We start from the raw sequence: 20782 nt of genomic DNA on the forward strand, positions 1-20782 counted from the left end.
GTGACTGCGTTTTGTTGTTCTTTTCTACCAATGTTGCGTCCCTCCGGGACTTGGCGATTCGTTTCATCATTTCTTTTCTACCAATATGGCGTCCCTCCGGGACTTGGTGACTGCGTTTTGTTGATCTTTTCTACCAATGTTGCGTCCCTCCGGGACTTGGTGACTGCATTTCATTGTTTCTTTTCTACCAATGTTGCGTCCCTCCGGGACTTGGCGATTCGTTTCAATGTTTCTTTTCTACCAATATGGCGTCCCTCCGGGACTTTGTGACTGCGTTTCATTGTTTCTTTTCTACCAATGTTGCGTCCCTCCGGGACTTGGCGATTCGTTTCATTGTTTCTTTTCTACCAATGTTTCGTCCCTCCGGGACTTGGTGACTGCGTTTTGTTGTTCTTTTCTACCAATGTTTCGTCCCTCCGGGACTTGGTGACTGCGTTTTGTTGTTCTTTTCTACCAATGTTTCGTCCCTCCGGGACTTGGTGATTCGTTTCATTGTTTCTTTTCTACCAATATGGCGTCCCTCCGGGACTTGGTGACTGCATTTTGTTGTTCTTTTCTACCAATGTTTCGTCCCTCCGGGACTTGGCGATTCGTTTCAATGTTTCTTTTCTACCAATATGGCGTCCCTCCGGGACTTGGTGACTGCGTTTTGTTTTACTAATATTTTAGCGTCAATCGTTGAATTGATACCATTTCCATTTCTGTTATCTGCTATCCCTAGTCCCAGAGGGACGCAATATTGGTAACCTAATGCGAACGCACTTATGTCAAATGCCGGAGGCATGCAAGAATATCACGTGACGAGAACCTTCCGGGAGGCAACAAACGGAATTGCTGATGAAAAGAGCACTAACGTTGCTACAACTGCGGTTATCAACGTCCCGGAAGTGGTCATTACACTTAATATGAAGAGCATTATTGCTGTAAAAAGCAATGCGCCGGCGATTACTTGCAGGCCAAAGCGGTTTTGGCGTTTGATTTCTATGGCTTCTTCTTCGTTGACTTCCAGTGCGTCGATGCGCTTTTGTTCTTTGGTTTCCAGGTAAGTCAGATATTCTTTGGCGATGATGTCTTTGGAGCTTGCCCAGAGTTCGTAGGCTAATAAAAGGAGCAAGGGAAGGCCAACGCCGACGATCGTTTCCATGCCTCTGGATAGTTTGAAATCCAGTAAGATGGGCGCAAGGATTTTAAAGAAGAGATTGACCGAAAGGCCGATGCCGGTGACCCATAAAGTAACTATGCTGTTGAGTCTTTTTGAAAATAAGGCCCAGAGCGGCGGTGCGAGAAGCGGGCCGCCGGAGATAGCGGAAATGCTTAAAACCACTTCCACGATGCCACCGGCGGCAGGAACGAGTAAGGCGATGCCGATCATACCCAAACCAAAAAACCAGGAAGAGCCACGGGCAACCCGGATCAACTGCTTGTCGGAGGCCTTTGGGTTGACCATTCCCTTGTAAATGTCATTGGTGAAAACGGCGGAGACGACGTTCAATGCGGTGTTTGCGCTTGCGGATGTAGAGAAATACATGCCGGTCAGCATTAGCCCCAGCAAGCCGGGCGGCAACACCATTTTGCAGATCATTAAATAGGCATTTTCTGTATCCAGGCCTGTTAATGTTGGGTTGATAGCCTTGTATATCATAGGCGGAAACATCCATATCACCGGACTGATCAAATACAAGCCAGCAAAGAGAAAAGCGACTTTTTTAGCCGATTTTTCACTGTCGACGCTCGTATAGCGCTGCACCATCGTCCAGTTTCCGCCGATGTAGCAAATATGGTAAATGACAAATGCGGCGACGAAACCGATAGTGTATTCGCCATTTAAGAGATTGAAAAAATCGTCCGGAACGGCCTTGCTGAAACCTTCCCAGCCGCCGACTTTGTCAAAGGATAGGGGAAGCAAAATGAAGACCGCTGCGGACAAAACTACAAATTGCAGAATGTCGGTAACCATTACCGCCCAAAGCCCGCCGACTGCCGTATAAGCAATCATAAAAAGCCCCAATCCAATCGTACAAGGCATCAAAGGCAAGTCTAGCGAAGCGCTAACAAGTTTGGCAACGGGATACAAAACAGAGCCTTTGATAAACACCGAAACCAATGTGAAGATGAAAATGTAAGTCTTCTGCACGGGCAGGCCCAGGCGCTCGCGGATGAATTCTGCAGCGGTTAATGCGCCGGTTCTTTTCCAGCGTGGTGCCAGGTAAAGGGCGGTGATCAATGCGCCTATGCACATGGTCCATTGGATGGTAATGGCCACCCAGCCGTGTTTGTAGGCGATGGAGCCCCAGGCCACGAATGTCCCGGCCGAGAAAAAACTCATGAATAAGGACAGCCCCCCGATAAACCAGGGAACCGCCTCTCCTCCGGCAAAAAAAGATTTCAAATTCCGTCCCGTTCGTGCAAATAACATCCCAATGCCCATCACGAATGCGGAAAAGACTAGGATGACGGCAGTATCAATGGTGTTGTTCATTATTCGGTTGTTAGCATTTTCTCATTCCGTTTCGCAAGTTTCCCTAAGCTGAGCATCGGCTAGGCGTCAGCCTCGAGCCGAGCATCGGCTAGGCATCAGCCTCGAGCCGAGTATCGGCTAGGCATCAGCCTCGAGCCGAGTATCGACTAGGCATCAGCCTCGAGCTGAGCGTCGGCTAGGCATCAGCCTCGAGCCGAGCATCGGCTAGGCATCAGCCTCGAGCCGAGCATCGGCTAGGCATCAGCCTCGAGCCGAGCATCGGCTAGGCGTCAGCCTCGAGCTGAGCATCGTCTCTAGCCGTCAGCTTAAGCTGACGGTTAAAGAAGATCGATTTTTAGGGTTTTTAGGCCGAATGGGTTGATAGTTATCTGGTCTGTTTTTGCGGGTTGGTTGTTTTCCAGCCATTTTTGTTCCTGTATTTTTTTAGATTCTCCGAGTTTGCTTTGGTCCAGTTTCAATGTAAATGTGGTCGCTGATGCGCTGTTATTTAGTAATGTTATGTAAATACTATTTTTCGAAGTCGACCTTGCCGTAATCACGTCAATTGCAGGTTTGCTGGCCACAGCGAATCCTTCCAGGATAACAAGCCTGGCTTTATCGCCATAAACTTTACCTGGTTCGAAGCCATACGTTTGGTGCGGGCCTACTTTTGGAGCGACGAAGCCTCTTGGGAATTCAATTTTTCCATTGGACCTCAGTGCTACTTCTGAGAGTAAATAATCCGTGATCCAGCCGATTTGCCACCAGGCGTGGTGGGGGTAAGGCCCCGCACCTTTGTTCATGGCTTGCCAGTAGTAGGATGCGACGCTGGTTTTGCTGTCTACAAATGCGTCGCGTCCGATGGCGGCGGACCGGGCCATGTCGGCGAAAATTTGCTCGCCGGTTAATTGATACATTCTAACGAAAAGCCCGGCGTGACTGGCCAGCTGAATAGGGCCAAGGCGTGTTGCCGAACCGAAAATGCCGCCATGTTCGAAGCTCAAACCCGTCTGACTGATTTCCCAGTCTTCCCTACTGTTCCCATTGACTTGCTTAATCTTCCTATTAGCAATAGGATGCGTATAGATTGAAGCAGTATAGATTTTTGCACAGGTAACTGCCGCATCCTGGTATTTTTTATTTTTGGTCAAATCATAAAGATCCAGTAGTGCCTGAGCCGATTGTCCGGTAGCAAAATCGGGTGCATAGCGCGCATCGCCGCACACACCCAGGAACGAGCCGGTTTCAACGGCATTTTTTACAAACCAATCCGCACCTTTTTGTGCGGCCTTCAGGTATTTTTCATCTTTCGAAATGCGGTAGGCCACGATCATTCCGTAGAATGTGGGTCTTACATCTTGAATGTCTTTGAATAATTTCTGCTCATTTTTTCGGTCGTAGGCTACGGCCCAGCTGCCGTCTGTGTTTTGCCATTTGAGTAATTTATCAGCTCCTAAGCGCAATTTTTCCTTCAACTCTGCATTTTGAGGCTCGAACAAAAGCATATTTCCCATGTCCAGTAACACATAATATGTCAGTGCGATAGGTTCCACGACTTCACCCCATTCTTCGACGAATTTTTTACTTTTGGCTAAATAATATTGCCCTTCGATCGCTCCTTCAAAGAAGCCTTTATTGGTCTCTTGCTGTACTAATTTGAAATTTAATGCAGGTGGCAAAACCTTTTCCTTCAATTCAGGATCGTTGGTTGCATTGGCCAGCATCCACATAGCGCCGTAATCGGCGTTTTTCATGGCGTCTTTGTTGGAGCCGACCACGCCGCCAAGGTAAGATTGCGCGCCAATCTGCTTGCCTTCGTATTCCTCAATGTTCCAAAGCGACGTTTTCGGATCCGTGAGATAATGGTGCATTTTTTCAATGCGGTCGGTGAGTGCCTGCTTGCTTTGGCGAAGGCTTAATGTTTCGTGGAATTTGTAAATGTCGTTTGCCGCATGCTTGATCGCCTGGAACCAGTCGCCGGCAATGAGGCTGTAACGGAATGAGTAGGTAATCTCTTCACCAGCATTTAGTTCTGATTTTGGTTCGCCCAAAACCGGATAGTATAATGTAGGTGAGAGCTGCGATTTCCGGTTCATATGCGACAGCCCAAGGTGCCAGTCTGTTTGTGAGACTTTGTCGTTTGCCCAGGGATCGCGCGCGAGTCCCGGATTGGGAATGACCGACAATGTAATGCCGTTTTTAGTGCTGATCAGCGGGCTTAATGTTGTTGCGCAGCGTTCGCGATAAACCACCGGACGATCCGGAATTCCGTGTCCATAAGCATAAGCGAGGGCGAAATTACGTTGTATAAAATTACCCTGAAAATAGCCCGGTACAGATGCCCAGGACATTTGGTTTGTAGTGACAGAAGCCAGGGTGGGTGTTGCCAAGGAAAAATATCCCTTCTTTTTTGGGATAAGCCGCATGGTAACCTGAATGTCCGTGGGATAATTGGGATCTAATTTCCAGGTCGCTTTAACCGTCGCTACTTCGGTTTCTTTCGTGAATTCCAGCTCATTTTTTTTTGCCGAAAGATCCGCTGGTAAAAAGCTAAAAACCTGCCCGGCCTTATTCAGTGAAACTGCCGTGGTGCTTTCTTTCCATTGGCGTTCCTGATAATGGTAGTTGTCTTCGGGGAATGTTCCGCCGGTCGTTTTTTCAAACGTTTCGGCCGGTTCGTCGGAAGGTTTCGTCTCCGCGTAAAGCAGCGTGTATTCTCCGGAAGGCGTCAGCCCTTCAATCCATTTGCCATCTTTTTTTACCAGTATTTTATTGATCGACCAGTTTTTGCTGTCGTTTTTAAACTGAATGCTAATGTGATCATTCGCAAGGCTGACAGGCGTTTTGCCCTGACCTAAAACATAATTGATTGATCCTAAACACAGAAAAATGGCAAAGTATAATTTCATTGTTACTTTATTTCATTAATAAAATCTTTGATTCCTGCGATGATAAGAAGGCTTTGACTGCCCATTTTGTTGGGGCAAAAGCGCCTTTTGCGGCTCCATATACTTCCTTCATTTTTCTAACCGGAAAAAAACAGCAGGCTAGTCTCTTATCAAGGCTGAGGCGCAGGGGTTTCACCTTTTAGAATGGCCATTAGTTCGGGTAAATGATCCTGGTAAACTCCCCTGGGCGTTGTTTTATATTTTGTAGTTAAATAGGCAGCAAAACCTACCACTTCTCCCATCATTCCACAGGTGCGCATGACCCGCGTGCTGCCGAACGCCACGTGCGTGGTGCTGATGTTCCTGCCAGCGACGAATAAATTTTGAATGTTTTTGGAATAAAGGCAGCGATAGGGAATGGTGTATGGCGCTACTTTAATGTGCTTGGTTCCCGCGAAAAACTCCTGACCTTCAAAGTATTTGCTGTTTTTAGCATCTGGGAAATGCAGATCAATGGTCCACGTTGCCGTTACGGAGCCGTCCGGATAGAACTTGCCCTCCTGAATGTCCATCTGATTCAGAATGTGGTCACCGATAATGCGGCGCGATTCGCGTTTTCCGCCAATGTAAGCTACCCACGCAAGCTCCCGTTTGGCATATTTCGCGGCTTTGTTCTTTTTCAGATAAGACCAGTTTCCGTAGATAGCGCGCAGGTTATGATCACGGATTTTCTCCGCGTCGGTAATGGTGTTGAAATTGCCAAAACCTGTTTCCCACTGCCAGTCAGCCTTGGGTTCGTCAATGTGGTATTCATCGGAAAACTGGATGGCCCAGGGCGTTTCGGGGAATGACGAAACTGTGTCACGTTCCAGTGAGGCCCATAAATTGGATGTTCCTAATGTGAAATCATCGGCCTTTTCGGCAGCGAGCGATTCGCCCGTTTCTGCCTTGCTTTCGCGTCCCATTCTAAATTCTGCGCCGGCCAGATAGCCTATTGTTCCGTCGCCGGTGCAGTCAGAGAAGAAGGAGCCGGTGAAGCGTATTTCCTTGTTTGTAGCAATGTCGCGGCCTACTACTGCGGTAATGATATCGTTTTCTTTTTCAACTTTATAAACGTGGGTGTTTAGGAATAGTGAAATGTTTGGTTCTGCTTTTACAATCGAAATTTTACGTGCATCGCCATATTCTTTGGCATCCGGATTCCCGTTTCCGGGATCGCCATTGTCCATTTCTCTTACAATCCTTCCAAGTTTGGGATAATGGTTTTTATCAACATCGCCCATCAAGTGCACCCGGATTTCGGAGCTGTTATTTCCGCCCAGGACCGGCCTGTCCTGGATCAGCGCAACTTTTAGTCCCATCCTGGCTGCTGAAATGGCCGCGCAGGTTCCCGCAATTCCTCCGCCAACCACCACCATATCAAATCGGCCTGCCTCGGCTGGTTTTTCGGTGAGGTTCAGCAGTTTCTTGCGGAATGTCGTTAATGCTTCAAATTCGTTAGGAGGCGTAAATTTTAAATCGTCGGTAAACAGGATCGCGTCGCAGCGGCCGTTGAAGCCGGTTAAATCTTTAATAGACAACTTCGCCGAGCCAGCTTTGATGTCCGTTTCGCCACCGTCATACCATTTCCAGGCATCGGATCCGCTCGAACCGAACACCGGGCCAACTTGCTTGCCGTCGATACTGATCTCAAATTTCCCCGGCCCTTTCGGAAAGGGCGCCCAGTCTTTGGTACGGACCCACATTTTGTATTTTCCCGGTTTTGCGAATTTGACGGTTGTAGCAGCGTCTTTCACCGGCCTGCCCATTCCATGCGCCATAATGTAGGATGAGCCCATCACCACAAAAGACTGCTGGTCAATCACCCATCCGCCTTTGTCCTCAAACGATTCTGTTTCTACCAAAACATGGTTTTGCGCGGACGAGCAAAAGGTTAGGAGCGTTAGGAGCAGTGTGAAGATGGGTGCGGCTACCCCGGACTGAAGTCCGGGGATATGAAATGAAAGGGTGCCGATGGCACTGGCTGATGCATTCGGTTTTGAAGGCCAAGAAAAAGTGCCTACCGCATTGGCTAGCCACTTCCATCCAAACAACTGGCAAAAAGTGCCATCGGCACGACCAATACTGCTAGCGTCGGGTTTCAACCCGACGAAATATGGGTTTTTCATGGGTTCAGGATTTTGTTAATGAGGGATATTTGTTCGTCGTTGGATTTGGCCAGCGCGGATTTCAGGTTGTTTTTTAGGGATTCGTCGAGGGCAATGGTGTTCAGCTTTTTCAGAATCGATATTTGCAGGGCATATGGAGACCTTTCATAGGTTTGCCAGATCCAGTTCTGTCTTTTTTGTCCTGAGAAAAAATCGCTGCTCAGGCGCTGCAATGTATTTTTTGCGATGAAGACATTTTTTCCATCAATCACTTTCTCAATATCAGGCTCAAAAGTTTTCTTAACATTTCCTTTTGCATCCATCACTTTTTCCATTGCCCAATATTGATAATGGTAATTGTTGCTCGTCAGAAAGCGATGCAGTAGGGCGTCGCTCTGGTAAGTTTCAATGATCTTTTTCATTTCTGGAACGACCGTTCCATATGCAATGTGCCAAAGCGTGTAACAGGTATAAACAGCGCCGTCGATCACATGATTTTTGATCGTTTTTAATGTTGCGCCTGTCTTGGCATCAACCGAATCGGACAGGTCATCAGTGCCTTTTGTGATCAGATCTTCCATTTTCAGATCAGCAAAAATGGAATTGGGCTGAGCCAGAATATCCTGCAACTTGTCATAGTCTTCCTGTCTGAATTCGTCGTGATCCACTTTGGTCAGCACTTTGTTTTTGGGCAGATCAAAACGTTCATAATTACCCAGTAAATCCCAGTAGAAGTTGATATGCACCGGTTTGCATTCATTTGTATAGCAAACCGGCGTGAAAATGTTTCTGAAAAAATACTGCGGTTGCCCCTTCTCATCCAGCACGAGTTTCAATGTGTAAGTCAGCGTGTCATTTTCCACGATCGTAAATTCACGGATCCTGTCATTTCCTTTTGCAGAAAAATGATGGATCGTGGCAACCAGGAAAATGATTAATACGCTTTTCATTACTTCCAGTCCGGGTTCTGTTCAATCTTCGCATTTGCATTGATCTCATCCTGCGGAATCGGGAAATAGCGATTTTTTGCAGTTACATTCCTGACCGGATATACGCTGTTTACCGCTTTTGGAATAACAGTTAAAAACTTTCCGGTGCGGGTAAGGTCATACCAGCGGTCGCCTTCGGCAAAGAATTCCCACGCGCGTTCCTGCAAAACGGCTTCTATAAATGCATCTTTGGTCAAACCAGTTTTCAAAACAGGCAAGCCAGCGCGCTGGCGCACAACATTAATCGACTCATAGGCAGCAGCAGTAGCACCATTCAACCGCGCTTCGGCTTCGGCGGCGATCAGGTAAACATCCGGCATGCGCAGGATCGGAATGTTTGGAATCAGGCCAATGGTCGACACAGGGTCCTGGTATTTTTTGATCAAAACACCTTCTGTTGTGATGGGGGTAATGCTTCTTTGCGGCACCGTTTTCCCGGCTTTGTCAATATAATTGGTATCCAAAAGCGTTCTGCGTTTGTCTTTTGGATCAAATGAATTAAAAAAAGACTGGTAAGCAAACATGGATCCGAACGAAGTCCGGGCATACTCGGGTCCGGCGCTTCCCGGAGGGCCGCAAAGGCCTACCAGCTGGTGGCTTAGCCCAGGCGAAACAGGGTCAACTTCATATGCAAAGATGTTTTCCAAACGCGCAGCATCCTCATTATCAAAGCGATATACGTCCTGAACATTAGGCAACAACGCATGTTTATTAGATGCGATGACCAGCTTCGCCTTCGCCAGCGCGGTGGCATAATCCTCATTATATAGCGCAGCCTTTGCATAAAGTGCAAGCGCAGCTTCGTTCGACGCACGACCTTTTACAACTGCCGGGAAAGATGGAAGTCCCGCTGACGTGGCCTGGTCAAGGTCGCTGTAGATTTGCTTGTATACATCTGCTTTCGGGCTTTTGGCAGTCAATGCCTCCTCTTCGGTGTAGCTGGGCGTGATCTTCACTGGCACGTCGCCGAAATTTTTGGCCAAGATCCAATGGTAGAATGCGCGTAGGAAATATGCTTCGCCCAAAACCTGTTTTTTACGGGCTTCGTCCATGGTTGCGCCCGGAACTTTGGCAATTACCCAGTTGGCCTTTTCAATGCCGCTGTAACACGACTGCCAGATCTGCTGGGGTGATTCATTTACCCGGCTGTTGCTTTTTTGGGTCGTGTAGTTGACGTCGTAAGTGAACATTGTCAACGTGTTACGGCCTACCACACCGCGGGGGTAAGTTTGGTCATCGCTGAAATCGGCAACTAATGTGAGTGCCGGTGCGCCGCCGAGGCCGCCCAATGCGCCGTAAACGGCTACGAGTCCTTTTTCAGCGTCGGCTGCGGTTTTGTAAAAATCTTCGGTATAAATAGATGAATATATCGTTTCGTTCAGCTCGCAGGATGGCAGCAGCAAGGAGGCTCCCAGTATGCTCAGCGTAGCGCTTAATTTTAATGCTTTTCTCATGTTTCAAAAATTAAGATCAGTGATGAGGATTTAGAATGTTACCTGAATACCGCCCAGGAATGATCTGGATTGCGGATAAACGAAGTTGTCAACGCCGATGATCGTGTTGGAACCTGCGTAAGTATTCACCTCCGGATCGTATCCGCTGTAATCGGTGATCGTGAACAGGTTATTGGCGCTTACATACACGCGAATGCCCTGCACACCCTTGAAACGTGGTAATGTGTAACCCAGCGTCAGGTTTTTGCAGCGCATATAAGAGCCGTCTTCAACCACATAATTTGAAATCGGAAGCCTTCCGCCTTGCGCCCCGCTCACATACTGATTGCTCGGGTTTGTAGGCGACCAGCGGTCTACAACGCCTTTCAGCAAGTTGCGCTGACCCAGTGGGTTTTCGAAAGATAAGCGGCTGGCATTGTAAATATCATTTCCCTGCGATCCCGAGATAAACACACCCAGGTCAAAGCCTTTGAAGGCGAGGTTGGTTGAAAAACCATAGATGAATTTCGGATTGGGATTACCCACAATGACCTGATCGGCGGCCGTGATCTGGTTGTCGCCCGTCACGTCTTTGATCTTATGGCCGCCCAAGCGTCCGTCATAACCCGGAAGAATCGCTTCGCCTGTTTGATTCACACCATCAAAAACATACGTTTTGAACATGCCAAGCGGCTGTCCCACAGACAAAATCGTGTACGTGGTAACAAAGCGCTCATTGGTAACACCGCCGTCCAGGTTCAGCACTTTGTTGCGGTTGAATGTGGTGTTGGCCGAAACGTCCCATTTCAATTTTCCGTCCAGGATCCGGGCATTCACAGCGAGTTCAAGCCCCTTGTTTTCAAGTGATGCAAAATTGCCCGTTATCGAGCCATATCCTGCGCTTAACGGCAAGCCTTTGATGTAGAGCAGATCGTCTGTTTTCTTATGATAAACATCGGCAATGAAGCTCACGCGGTTGTTCAGCAAACTCACGTCAATCCCTAAATTAGCCTGCTTCGAACGTTCCCAGCGCAAATCCGGATTTGCAATGCCGGTAGGATTGATGCCGGTCACGTAAGTATGGTTGATCAAATAATCACTGCCCGTTGAGGCGGCCGTTGATAGTGATTGGTAGGGGCTTATGCCGCCCGCATTTCCTGTGATCCCGAAGCTTCCACGCAATTTCAGGTCTGATAACCAGTTTAAATCTTTGATAAATGGCTCTTCAATCAGACGGTAGGCTGCTGAAATGGCTGGGAAAACGCCGTATTTGTGGTTAGCCCCAAACTTGCTCGAACCGTCCACGCGTGCTGTGAGGTCGAGAAAAATTTTGTCTTTGAAACCGTAATTGATCCTGGCAAGATAAGAATCGAGTCGCTGGCTGCTCCGGCTGCTGCTAACTGTCCGCGTTAATGCAAGCTGTAATGCTTCGTTCTGCGTGGCATCGTTTGGGAAACCGGTTGCATTCAAATTGTTGGAATTCGATTGTTCGAGCTGCGTTCCAAAAACCGCTGTGGCTTTGAACGAATGGTTTTTTCCAAAATTTGTATTGTAGGTTAAAATGCTCTCGTGCAGCAAGGCCAGGAAATTGCCATTGCCTTTGGCGCCAGACCCGGAATTATCATTCAGGTCACTTTTATTAACGATCGACCTGGGCGAGTAAGCGTTGAACAATTCGCCACGCTGGTCAATGTTGAAAGAAGCGCGATAGGTAAGTCCTTTGACAAAATTCACTTCGGCATAAAGATTGGCCAGCGTTCTTTTAATGTCCCTGTTCATGACCATTGCCGCAAAATTCAGCGGGTTCACAACCTCGCGATACTGACCGCCGGCTTGCTCACCGAACGGGAAAATGGAACCGTCTTCTCGATAAGGTTTCAGCGTAGGCGGTGCGCCAATTGCGGCTCCCAGCACAGAAGACAGCACTGCGCCACCGTCCCCGATGTTCTCACCACCCGTCTGAATGCCATCATTTATTGAATAACTTCCTAGAATGCTCGTTCCGATTTTCACCTTTTTGCTCAGCCTGTGATCCAGGTTCAAACGATACGAATACCTCTTGAATGATGATCCAATGAATGTTCCCTGCTGGTCGAAATAGTTAAGTGACAATGCCAGTTGTGTTTTTTCATTTCCACCATTGATCGAAAGCTGGTGGTTCTGGATCGGTGCTTTACGGAAGATGTAGTTCTGCCAATTCACACCCTCGCCCAGAGAAGCAGGATCGGGATAATAGTTGTTTTTGAAAACTTCATTTTCGAGCTGTGCAAACTCGGACGCATTTAATACATCGAGTTGTTTGTTTACCTTCTGGGTGCCGTAGTAGCTATCGAATGTGACATTTGTTTTGCCGCTTTTACCTCGTTTTGTTGTGATCAGAACAACACCATTAGCAGCCCTGGCGCCATATATAGCCGATGCAGAAGCATCTTTAAGGACTTCAACGGACTCGATATCATTGGGGTTAATGGTAGAAAGCGGGCTTACATCCGTGATGCCGCCGCCGTTGGAGATCTGGATCCCGTCAATCACGTAAAGTGGTTCGGACGAACCATTAATAGAGTTGGTTCCCCGGATCCGCACGCTGATATTACCGCCCGGAGCGCCGGAATTTTGGTTGATCTGCATCCCTGAAACTCTTGCTTGTAAACCTTGCGCAATGTTTGCAACGGGCGTTTGCACCAGATCTTCTGCCTTCACGGATGCAATTGAACCGGTTGTTTCTACACGTCGCTGTGTTCCGTAACCCACTACAACCACTTCTTCCAGTGCCTTTGTGTCGGTTTTTAGGTTAATGTCAATGCTCGTGCGGTTATTGATGGCAATTTCTTCCTTTAAATACCCGACAAATGAAAAGACGAGCGTAGCATTTGCCGCAGCTTCAATGGCATAGGTGCCTTCTACGGTTGTTAATGTTCCCTGCTGCGTCCCTTTTACCGTTACACTGGCACCGGGAATTCCTTCCCCTTTGTCATCTGTAACTTTTCCCGTCACCATGCCGGACTGCGCCAGCAATGCATGCGTCAAGCCCAATTGCAGGACCATCAGCAAAATTGATTCAAGTATTCTTCTCTTCATATACTAATTATTAGGGTTAAAGGCAATGTTGTTCAAATGGGAATAATGCAATTTAAAATGCAGTTGATATGTAGAAACGTTGATTATGGTTATTGAAAAACTTATTCACTCTGCGTTTTAATTGGTCGTTTAACATAAATATAGATCCGACTGGAAGTGAAATCAAGCCATTCAGGACCCAAATAAATGTGGGAATTAAACTAAAAGTATCGGCAACGTTTGCGAAGACGTTGCCGATATATGGTTTTATGACTTTTTAATATAAGAATTTTATATTTTTGTGAGTGGGATCAGTGTGCAGGGCAAGTTGTTGTTCAAAAGGTCGGATTATTAAAAAAGTGCAAGGTTTATGATTAAATGTGTGAAGTGTGAACAGGTGGATAGCATTATGAAGGCAGGTTACGTCAGAGGCAAACAGCGCTATCTGTGCAAAACCTGTAACTACTATTTTACGCATTCGGAAAAGGACTTGTCTCTGCCTTCTGCTGTCAAGCGCAAGCGGCATCAGACCACGATCATCGACATTGCAAAATCGCTGGGGGTTTCCAACTCCACGGTTTCCCGCGCATTACACGGGCATGCAGACATTAATCCGGAAACCCGGCAGGCTGTGCTGGATAAGGCATTGCAGCTGGATTATCAGCCCAATCAGCTGGCCTATAACCTGGTGAAAAGCAAGACCAATACAATTGGAATGATCGTTCCGGAATTCCACAATCCGTTCTTCCCTAATGTGATCATAGGCGCCCATGAAGTGCTTACTAAGGCGGGTTATAACCTGACGATCATGCAAAGCAACGAATCATACCAGGTTGAAATATCCAATACAAAAGCAATGCTCGCCAACCGCATTGATGGATTGCTGATATCGCTCACCCAGGAAACCAACAATTTTGAACATTTGGGTGTGTTCGAAAAGCGGGGCATTCCGCTCGTGCTTTTTAACCGGGTTTGTGAGCAGATCAACGTGCCCAAAGTGGTTGTGAATGATTTTGAAGCTTCTTTTCTGGCTGTGGAGCATTTGATTATGAATGGTTATGAAAGGATCGCGCATTTGGGCGGGCCGCTTAATTTGCTGGTCAGCCAGGAGCGGTTAAGAGGTTATCGGGCCGCAATGGAAAAGCATGGCAAAATCATTGAAGACCATATGATCATCCAGGGCATGCTGACGCAGCAGAAGGCGAGGATTTACGGACAATATCTGCTCGATCTGGCCAATCGCCCGGATGCCATTTTCGCGGTGAATGACTCTGCGGCCATTGAAATTATGCTGATAGCAAAAGAAAAAGGGATCAGCATTCCCGATGAGCTCGGCGTGGTCGGTTTCAGCGACAACCCGGAATCCGCCTACATCGGCCCCGGCCTCACCACCATCCGCCAGCCCACGCACGAAATTGGCCGCACCACAGCAGACTGGATTTTGCAGCTTGTTGATGATGAGGATGTTATTCTTCCCGACAAGAAAATTTTGAAAACTGAGCTGATCGTAAGAGGCTCGTCGCGGCGGTGTGTTCGTGGCAACACAAAAAAAGTGCGAATCCAATGAGGCCGCACTTTATAATATGATTGTCTTGCAGGGATTAACTGAACACTTCCCTGAATAATTTCAGGCTTTTGGGTACGGCTGTGGCCGCGTCTTCTTTTCCTTCCATTTCCAAAGAGATATAACCTTTGAAATTGGCTTTGCGCAGAATGTCTGCAATGCGTTTATAGTCCAGATCCAGGTCGTAATAATGCCCACCTCCGTAATAAGTTTTAGCCTGAACTATTGTTGCGTATGGTGCCAACCGCTCAAACTGCGGATAGGGATCCCCGACGAAATTTCCCGTATCCACATTCATACCCATGGCAGGCGATGAAGCAAGTGGCTTGTAAATTTCGAGCAGATAATCAATGTTGGAAGATAAGCCCCAGTGGTTTTCGATAGCGAGCACTACACCAGCCTTTTCGGCAGCAACGAGACATTCGCCCATCGCATCGATGCACCATTTAATGGCGTCCTGGTCAGTGTAACCTTCAATCGGTGGTTCTTTGCCGTCTTTATAATAATTGGCGTCCCGCTTTGCAGTCCGCCAGCTGCCTGTGTTCATCCGGATGGCCGGGATTCCCATTTGAACAGCCATATCGATACATCTGAGCGTATGCTCGATGTCTTTTTTACGGTCTTCGGCCTTGGGCTGCACAAAACTCTGATGAATAGAAAGCAGCGGAAGCGATAAGCCATTATCGAAAGCAAGTCTTTTCAACTTGTTCATATAAGGAACCGTTTCGTTTTCCATCTGGCGATGCAGAATCTCAACGCCGTCAAATCCCAGCTTCGCCGCGTCTTCAATCACTTTTTCAACCGGATATTTCTCTTTTCCGAAATGCCAGTAAGAATAGGTTGAAACGGCAATCGGTATTCGTCTTGCTGGCAAAGCTGCGGGTAATGTTGTGACAGCGTTTACGGGCTTACCCGCCACAGCCGCGACGCCTGCCAGTGCGGCAGTCTTCAACCAGGTCCGTCGTGATTCGCCGTCACCTTTCGTATTCAAATCAAGAGACATGGTGTAAAGATTTAGGAATAGATTTATATAACTAAAATTTGAAAAATTTGTGACAAAGCAAGTTAAATAATCAACCTGCTTTGTCCAAATCGGTCAGGGGTTTTGTTATAACATTGGCTGAGAAATGTTTCTCAGATAGATCTATTCCGAATCTTTATAAAGCCCGAATTCGCTAACCGCAATGCTGACAGGCGATTTGGTAATGCGAAGTCTGACTTTTTGTGTAGTAACAGGCGTAGCAAGTTTCACAATCCTTTTGGCGCCAACACTCGTTCCTTTATGAATTTCCTTCCATGCGTTGCCTTCCCAGCTATCTACCGCAAATTCTTCTATGCGCTGTCCTAGCTTGATAAATTCCTGTAACGTAATAATATCGAACGTGATGGGCTGGCTCAGGTCAATGACAACCTCGGGAGTTTTGAAATCATCGTCGGTTGCCCAGTATGTATCCTGTTTTCCGTCCAGAATGTTTTTGGCGCTGTAAATAGAGTTGTAACCCCGCACATTCACAGCTTTGGAGCCTGCTCTTGCGATCAGGTTCGTTGCAAATGTCTCTTTTACATGATTACCAAAGGATTTTAATGCTGCAACATCATCCTCGTGCAATTGTCCCCGCGTATCCGGAGCAAGGCCAAGATCCAGCGCCGCACCGCGACCCACACTTTTTAGATAGAGATCAAATAACTTTTCGGGTGTTTTTGGCTTTTCTGTCGGATGATAAAACCATCCTTTGCGTAACGGAACATCACATTCAGCCGGGATCCAAAATTTACCATTTCTCGTTCCGCCTGGGTTTTCGGTGGCATTTGCCTGTCCCGGAACTGCAACATTCTGGCCTTCCGAAGGCTTCGGGGTAAGCGTTGCCCAGGAAGTTTCGTTTACACTGCCGTCCTCATTTCCAGCCCAGCGAACGTCCCAGCCGATATCGCTGAATATGTTCGCGGTTGGTTGTAGTTTACGTGTCAGGTTGGTCCATGTGGAATCCCACTGATAGTAAGTAGTGTTATCGATCGCCCGTTTCTCCCGTGCGCCGCCATAATAACCGTCGCCGCCGTTAGCGCCATCGTGCCACGACATAAACAGTTCACCATAATTGGTGTAAAGTTCACGAAGCTGCTCTCTGTAGATGGCAATGTATTCGGGCGTGCCATATTTTGCATTGTTCCGGTCCCACGGAGAGCAGTAAACGCCGAATTTAAGCCCATGCTTTCTTGCCGCGTCAGCGACCTCTTTAACCATATCGCCTTTGCCGCCGCGGAACGGGCTCTTAGTAATGTTGTAGTCTGTGGTTTTGGTAGGCCACAATGCAAAGCCGTCGTGGTGCTTGGCCACCAGCACTATTCCTCTTAGTCCTCCTGCTTTTGCAGCAAGTATGATTTGCTCGGCGTTAAAATCAGAAGGGTTGAATGCTTTCGGATCTGCATCGCCGAAGCCCCATTCCTTGTTTTCAAATGTTGTGGGAGTAAAGTGGATGAGGCCGTAAACTTCGGTTTCATGCCATGCAACCTGCCTCGGGGCTGGTAATGCGCCGTAAGGTTTCGGAGGAGTTTGCGCAAACGAATTTAATGCCGTTAACAGGAAAAGTGTGGCTAAGGGTTTTATCATTTTTTGTATTAAAATTAAATAGAAAACGTCCGGTGAATTCTAAAAGTGAAGATCGGTTTTTTTGAAACAGATCACTAATTTTTGTTGAGTATGTGAATGAAAATTGCGTTTCATAACCAAGGCTCGTCACATGATACAAGAACATAACATAAATCTTAATTTAAATTTATATATTTGAAATAGTATCAACGTTCATCTTGAATTTTTTAAATGTTAAGTATAGTCGAATCTTATATGGAGCTTAAAAAGAATATGGGCGCATTGATCAATAAATCAGGCTATAAAAATGCGTTTCTGGCGGAACAGATCGGTATTCCTGCGCCTACCTTTAGTGTCAAGAAGCAGCGCGGAAACTGGACGGAGAACGAGATGAAGCAGATTTTGACCATTATACAAAATAAAAAACTTGAAGATTACTTTTTCCTTGAACTCATGAGGTCCGAAGCCGACGAGCCACGCCATCCTGTTGCGGATCTGAAGAAGGAAATGGGATGGTAGTTCAATACGTTAAAAGGTTTTCAAAAGATTTAAAAAATACACCGAAGGACATTCAAAGGAAGGTTTTTGATATTATCGCAGTATTGGAATCAGCACATAATCTTGAAAGCTCAGGTTTAGATTACAAGCGAATTGAGGGACAGAAAAGGGGCGAAAACTACTTTCGGATCAGGATAGGGGATTGGCGGATCGGGATTGAATGTATTCATCCCGATATCACTTTGTTACGTATCCTTAGTCGTGGTGATATGTACAAATCCTTCCCGCCCAAGCTCTAACTGATTCCAGGCAGCTCATGAAAAATAACTCTTAGCATTGATAACGACTCCTTTTCCGCCTTTTTCTGTAACCGTATAGTTGAAACCTTTTTGTACGGAATAAGCGCCTACTTCACCTTGCTTGTTGATGGCCAGAAAGCCAACCTGGAAAGTTTTTGCACGCTCGGGATTGGGCTTCACGATGCGTTCGATGGCTTTTTTGCAGGCTTCTTCCGGTGAAAGGCCGGAGCGCATGAACTCTACAACGAGGTGTGTTCCACATACGCGGATCACCTCTTCGCCCTGCCCGGACGATGTGGCAGCGCCTATTTCATTGTCTACAAAAAGTCCGGCGCCGATAATAGGGGAGTCGCCAACCCTTCCGCGCATCTTGAAACCCATTCCGCTGGTTGTGCACATGCCCGACAGGTCGCCGTTGTTATCCAGGGCTAATGTGCCCATTGTATCATGGTTAAAAGAGCCGTCTTCGAGGCGGGGAGGGGCAAATGGGCCGTGGCCTTTCTGGCCTTTTAATTGCTGATGTTCAATGTTGATAACGGGCTTATATTCAGCTTTCTTCAACCATTCCTTATAAGATTTTTCGGCATCAGGCGAAAGCTTTGCCGGTTCCAGTTTAAAACCATTCGCCACGGCAAACTGCTGCGCGCCGACGCCAGCCAAAAACACGTGAGGCGTAGTTTCCATCAATTTTCTGGCTACGGAAATGGGGTGTTTTATTCTTTCAAGGAAAGCAACAGACCCGCAATTTGCTTTCTCATCCATGATGCATGCGTCCAGCGTCACAAACCCGTCCCGGTCCGGATTTCCGCCTAAGCCTACGCAGCAGTTGACTTCATTCTCCATCGCGATGGCGGCTTGTTCCACTGCGTCTAATGCTTTTCCACCTTTTTCCAGCACAGGCCACGCTGCGGCATTGGAAATCTGACCGCTATCCCAGGTGGAAATCACAATCGGTTTTCTTACTACACTTTTTGCAAACAGTTTCTGAACACTCGTAAGCGGCAAAGCCAGGGCAGAAAGTCGGAGAAACGAACGGCGAGAAGGGGTCATCAGGATGTATTTTTAAAATTTTTTCAAATATACATTCCTATGCTTCATCCGGCAATGAAAGTAACATTATTTTGCAAAACTGGCGAATGCTGATATGTAATTTGCTGAATGTGAATTCAGGCCTACTTTATATATAAAACGCCCGAAAAGCTGTGTGCTTCCGGGCGGGCGTTATACTTGATAATCAGATTGCTACTTAGGTGGCATAGCAGGTCTTACTTCCACTTTGCTAGGCAATGTTCTGGCTGGCATTTTGATCAGATCGGAGACGATTTGTCCGATATCTTCCGGCTGGATTTTCCATGCATCTTTTTCGGACGGTTTATGGTCTCCGAATTCGGTTGCAACGGAGCCTGGCATTATCGTAGTTACTTTGACACCTGCATCTCTCACGTCCATCATCATGGCCTGCGAGAACCCTACCAGTCCGAACTTGCTGGCATTATATGCGCTTCCGCCTGCGAAAAAGTTGGTGCCGGCCAGGCTGGCAATGTTGATAAAGTAACCTTTTGTCTCTGTCAGCGCTGCCAGTGATGCTTTTGCACTGAAAAATACGCCGGTCAGGTTAATGTCGATAGTTTCCTGCCATTGATCGGCAGTAAGGTCTTTTAAAGGGGCGAAATGTCCTACGCCGGCATTGGCTATCAGATAATTAAGCTGTCCCCATTTTGATATAACGGTTTCCACCGCTTTTTGCTGGGATTCCAGACTTCTGACATCGGACTCGATGCCGATTGCGAACCCGTCATTTATCTTGTTCAATGAAGCGGCCGCTTTATCAGCGCTTTCTTTTGAACGGCTGGTGACCGCTACCCGGATCCCTTCTTTAATGAGCACTTCTGCAATGCCGTAACCTATTCCCTTTGAGCCGCCTGTTATCAGCGCTGTCTTGATTGATTCTGCCATTACTTTCAATTTAAATAAACAAAAACTAAATGTAGTGGGTTAACAGCGTCACAAGTCAGAAGGTTTCTGTAGTTTCTTTTTTGGCAGTGCCTGTTAAAACCCTATTTTTGTCGACCAAAATCATTTTGACAGAATTATTCCCATTTATGAAATTAGTAGAAAATAAAGTCGCGTTGGTAACCGGAGCATCACGTGGTATTGGTCGTTCCATTGCTTTACGCCTGGCTCAGGAAGGGGCTGATGTTGCATTTACCTACTTATCAAGTGTTGAAAAAGGTGAGGCGCTGGCCAAAGAACTGGAGCAGTTCGGTGTAAGGGCGAAGGGTTATCGATCGGACGCGTCGGATTTCCAGGCAGCGGACCAGCTCGTTACAGATGTCCTTGCTGACTTTGGAAAACTGGACGTGCTGATCAACAATGCGGGCGTTACACGTGACGGATTGCTAATGCGCATGAGTGAGGAACAATGGGATTCTGTGATTACGATTAACCTGAAATCGGTTTTTAATCTTACGAAGGCAGCAACCAAAAGCATGATGCGCGCCAGAACGGGCTCAATCATCAACATTACTTCGGTGGTGGGGATCAGTGGTAATGCGGGGCAGTCCAATTATGCTGCTTCCAAGGCTGGGATCATTGGTTTTACCAAATCCATCGCACTGGAACTAGGCTCACGCAATATTCGCTCGAATGCTGTCGCTCCCGGATTTATTGAAACGGAAATGACGGATGCTGTGGATTCAAAAGCAGTGGAAGAATGGAAGCAGTCGATTCCGATGAAAAGAGGAGGACAGCCCGAAGAGGTCGCCGATGCCTGCGTTTTTCTTGCTTCTGACCTTTCGCGCTACATTACCGGCCAGGTTTTACAAGTGGACGGCGGTATGTTGACATAGCATGTTTTTTCGT

The 20782-nt window shown here is 47.2% G+C and carries 14 protein-coding genes; 4 read left to right on the top strand and 10 right to left on the bottom strand.

The annotated features are described in order from the left end of the window. Positions 1–793: 793 nt before the first annotated feature. The 6 genes from NFI80_RS24415 to NFI80_RS24440 form a co-directional block, all read right to left on the bottom strand. Positions 794–2479 (bottom strand): sodium:solute symporter family protein, encoded by a 1686-nt coding sequence (locus tag NFI80_RS24415; RefSeq protein ID WP_235164128.1) that lies wholly within the window; start codon positions 2477–2479, stop codon positions 794–796. 317 nt (positions 2480–2796) lie between these two features. Next, positions 2797–5367, bottom strand: a complete 2571-nt coding sequence (locus NFI80_RS24420) for a glycerophosphoryl diester phosphodiesterase (RefSeq protein ID WP_235164129.1) — start codon at positions 5365–5367, stop codon at positions 2797–2799. A gap of 149 nt (positions 5368–5516) precedes the next feature. After that, positions 5517–7514 (bottom strand): FAD-dependent oxidoreductase, encoded by a 1998-nt coding sequence (locus NFI80_RS24425; RefSeq protein WP_235164130.1) that lies wholly within the window; start codon positions 7512–7514, stop codon positions 5517–5519. Continuing rightward, positions 7511–8443: a hypothetical protein gene (locus tag NFI80_RS24430; protein WP_235164131.1), complete on the bottom strand. Its 933-nt coding sequence runs from the start codon at positions 8441–8443 to the stop codon at positions 7511–7513. The genes NFI80_RS24425 and NFI80_RS24430 overlap by 4 nt, the downstream gene beginning before the upstream one ends. After that, a complete protein-coding gene (locus NFI80_RS24435; protein ID WP_235164132.1) occupies positions 8443–9936 on the bottom strand; it encodes a RagB/SusD family nutrient uptake outer membrane protein in 1494 nt (497 codons plus the stop codon). Before NFI80_RS24435 ends, NFI80_RS24430 begins: the two co-directional genes overlap by 1 nt. 30 nt (positions 9937–9966) lie before the next feature. Continuing rightward, positions 9967–12993, bottom strand: a complete 3027-nt coding sequence (locus NFI80_RS24440) for a SusC/RagA family TonB-linked outer membrane protein (protein ID WP_235164133.1) — start codon at positions 12991–12993, stop codon at positions 9967–9969. A 361-nt stretch (positions 12994–13354) separates the two neighbouring features. Here NFI80_RS24440 and NFI80_RS24445 point away from each other — a divergent pair, with 361 nt between their 5' ends. After that, entirely contained in the window at positions 13355–14539 is a 1185-nt protein-coding gene (locus tag NFI80_RS24445) for a substrate-binding domain-containing protein (RefSeq protein ID WP_374759649.1), read from the top strand. Positions 14540–14573: 34 nt separating this feature from the next. Here NFI80_RS24445 and NFI80_RS24450 read toward each other — a convergent pair whose 3' ends face one another. Both NFI80_RS24450 and NFI80_RS24455 read right to left on the bottom strand, forming a co-directional pair. Beyond that, positions 14574–15539 (bottom strand): sugar phosphate isomerase/epimerase family protein, encoded by a 966-nt coding sequence (locus tag NFI80_RS24450; protein WP_235164135.1) that lies wholly within the window; start codon positions 15537–15539, stop codon positions 14574–14576. Positions 15540–15680: 141 nt separating this feature from the next. Continuing rightward, positions 15681–17144 (bottom strand): alpha-L-fucosidase, encoded by a 1464-nt coding sequence (locus NFI80_RS24455; RefSeq protein WP_235164136.1) that lies wholly within the window; start codon positions 17142–17144, stop codon positions 15681–15683. A 210-nt stretch (positions 17145–17354) separates the two neighbouring features. Between NFI80_RS24455 and NFI80_RS24460 the strand changes: the two genes are divergently transcribed. Together NFI80_RS24460 and NFI80_RS25725 are read left to right on the top strand one after the other, a co-directional pair. Continuing rightward, positions 17355–17642, top strand: coding sequence for a hypothetical protein (locus NFI80_RS24460; protein ID WP_235159451.1), 288 nt, complete (start codon positions 17355–17357; stop codon positions 17640–17642). Beyond that, positions 17636–17920 (top strand): type II toxin-antitoxin system RelE family toxin, encoded by a 285-nt coding sequence (locus tag NFI80_RS25725; protein ID WP_374759221.1) that lies wholly within the window; start codon positions 17636–17638, stop codon positions 17918–17920. Before NFI80_RS24460 ends, NFI80_RS25725 begins: the two co-directional genes overlap by 7 nt. Before the next feature lie 15 nt (positions 17921–17935). Here the strand turns inward: NFI80_RS25725 and NFI80_RS24465 are convergent, their stop codons facing one another. Both NFI80_RS24465 and NFI80_RS24470 read right to left on the bottom strand, forming a co-directional pair. Next, a complete protein-coding gene (locus NFI80_RS24465) occupies positions 17936–18970 on the bottom strand; it encodes an isoaspartyl peptidase/L-asparaginase family protein (RefSeq protein WP_235164137.1) in 1035 nt (344 codons plus the stop codon). Between the two features lie 192 nt (positions 18971–19162). Next, a complete protein-coding gene (locus NFI80_RS24470; RefSeq protein ID WP_233797016.1) occupies positions 19163–19876 on the bottom strand; it encodes an SDR family oxidoreductase in 714 nt (237 codons plus the stop codon). Between the two features lie 146 nt (positions 19877–20022). Between NFI80_RS24470 and fabG the strand changes: the two genes are divergently transcribed. Beyond that, positions 20023–20769, top strand: a complete 747-nt coding sequence (gene fabG, locus NFI80_RS24475; RefSeq protein WP_026631714.1) for a 3-oxoacyl-[acyl-carrier-protein] reductase — start codon at positions 20023–20025, stop codon at positions 20767–20769. Positions 20770–20782: the final 13 nt, after the last annotated feature.

Origin of the sequence: Dyadobacter chenhuakuii (genome assembly GCF_023821985.2) — a bacterium.
Classification (GTDB): Bacteria; Bacteroidota; Bacteroidia; order Cytophagales; family Spirosomataceae; genus Dyadobacter; species Dyadobacter chenhuakuii.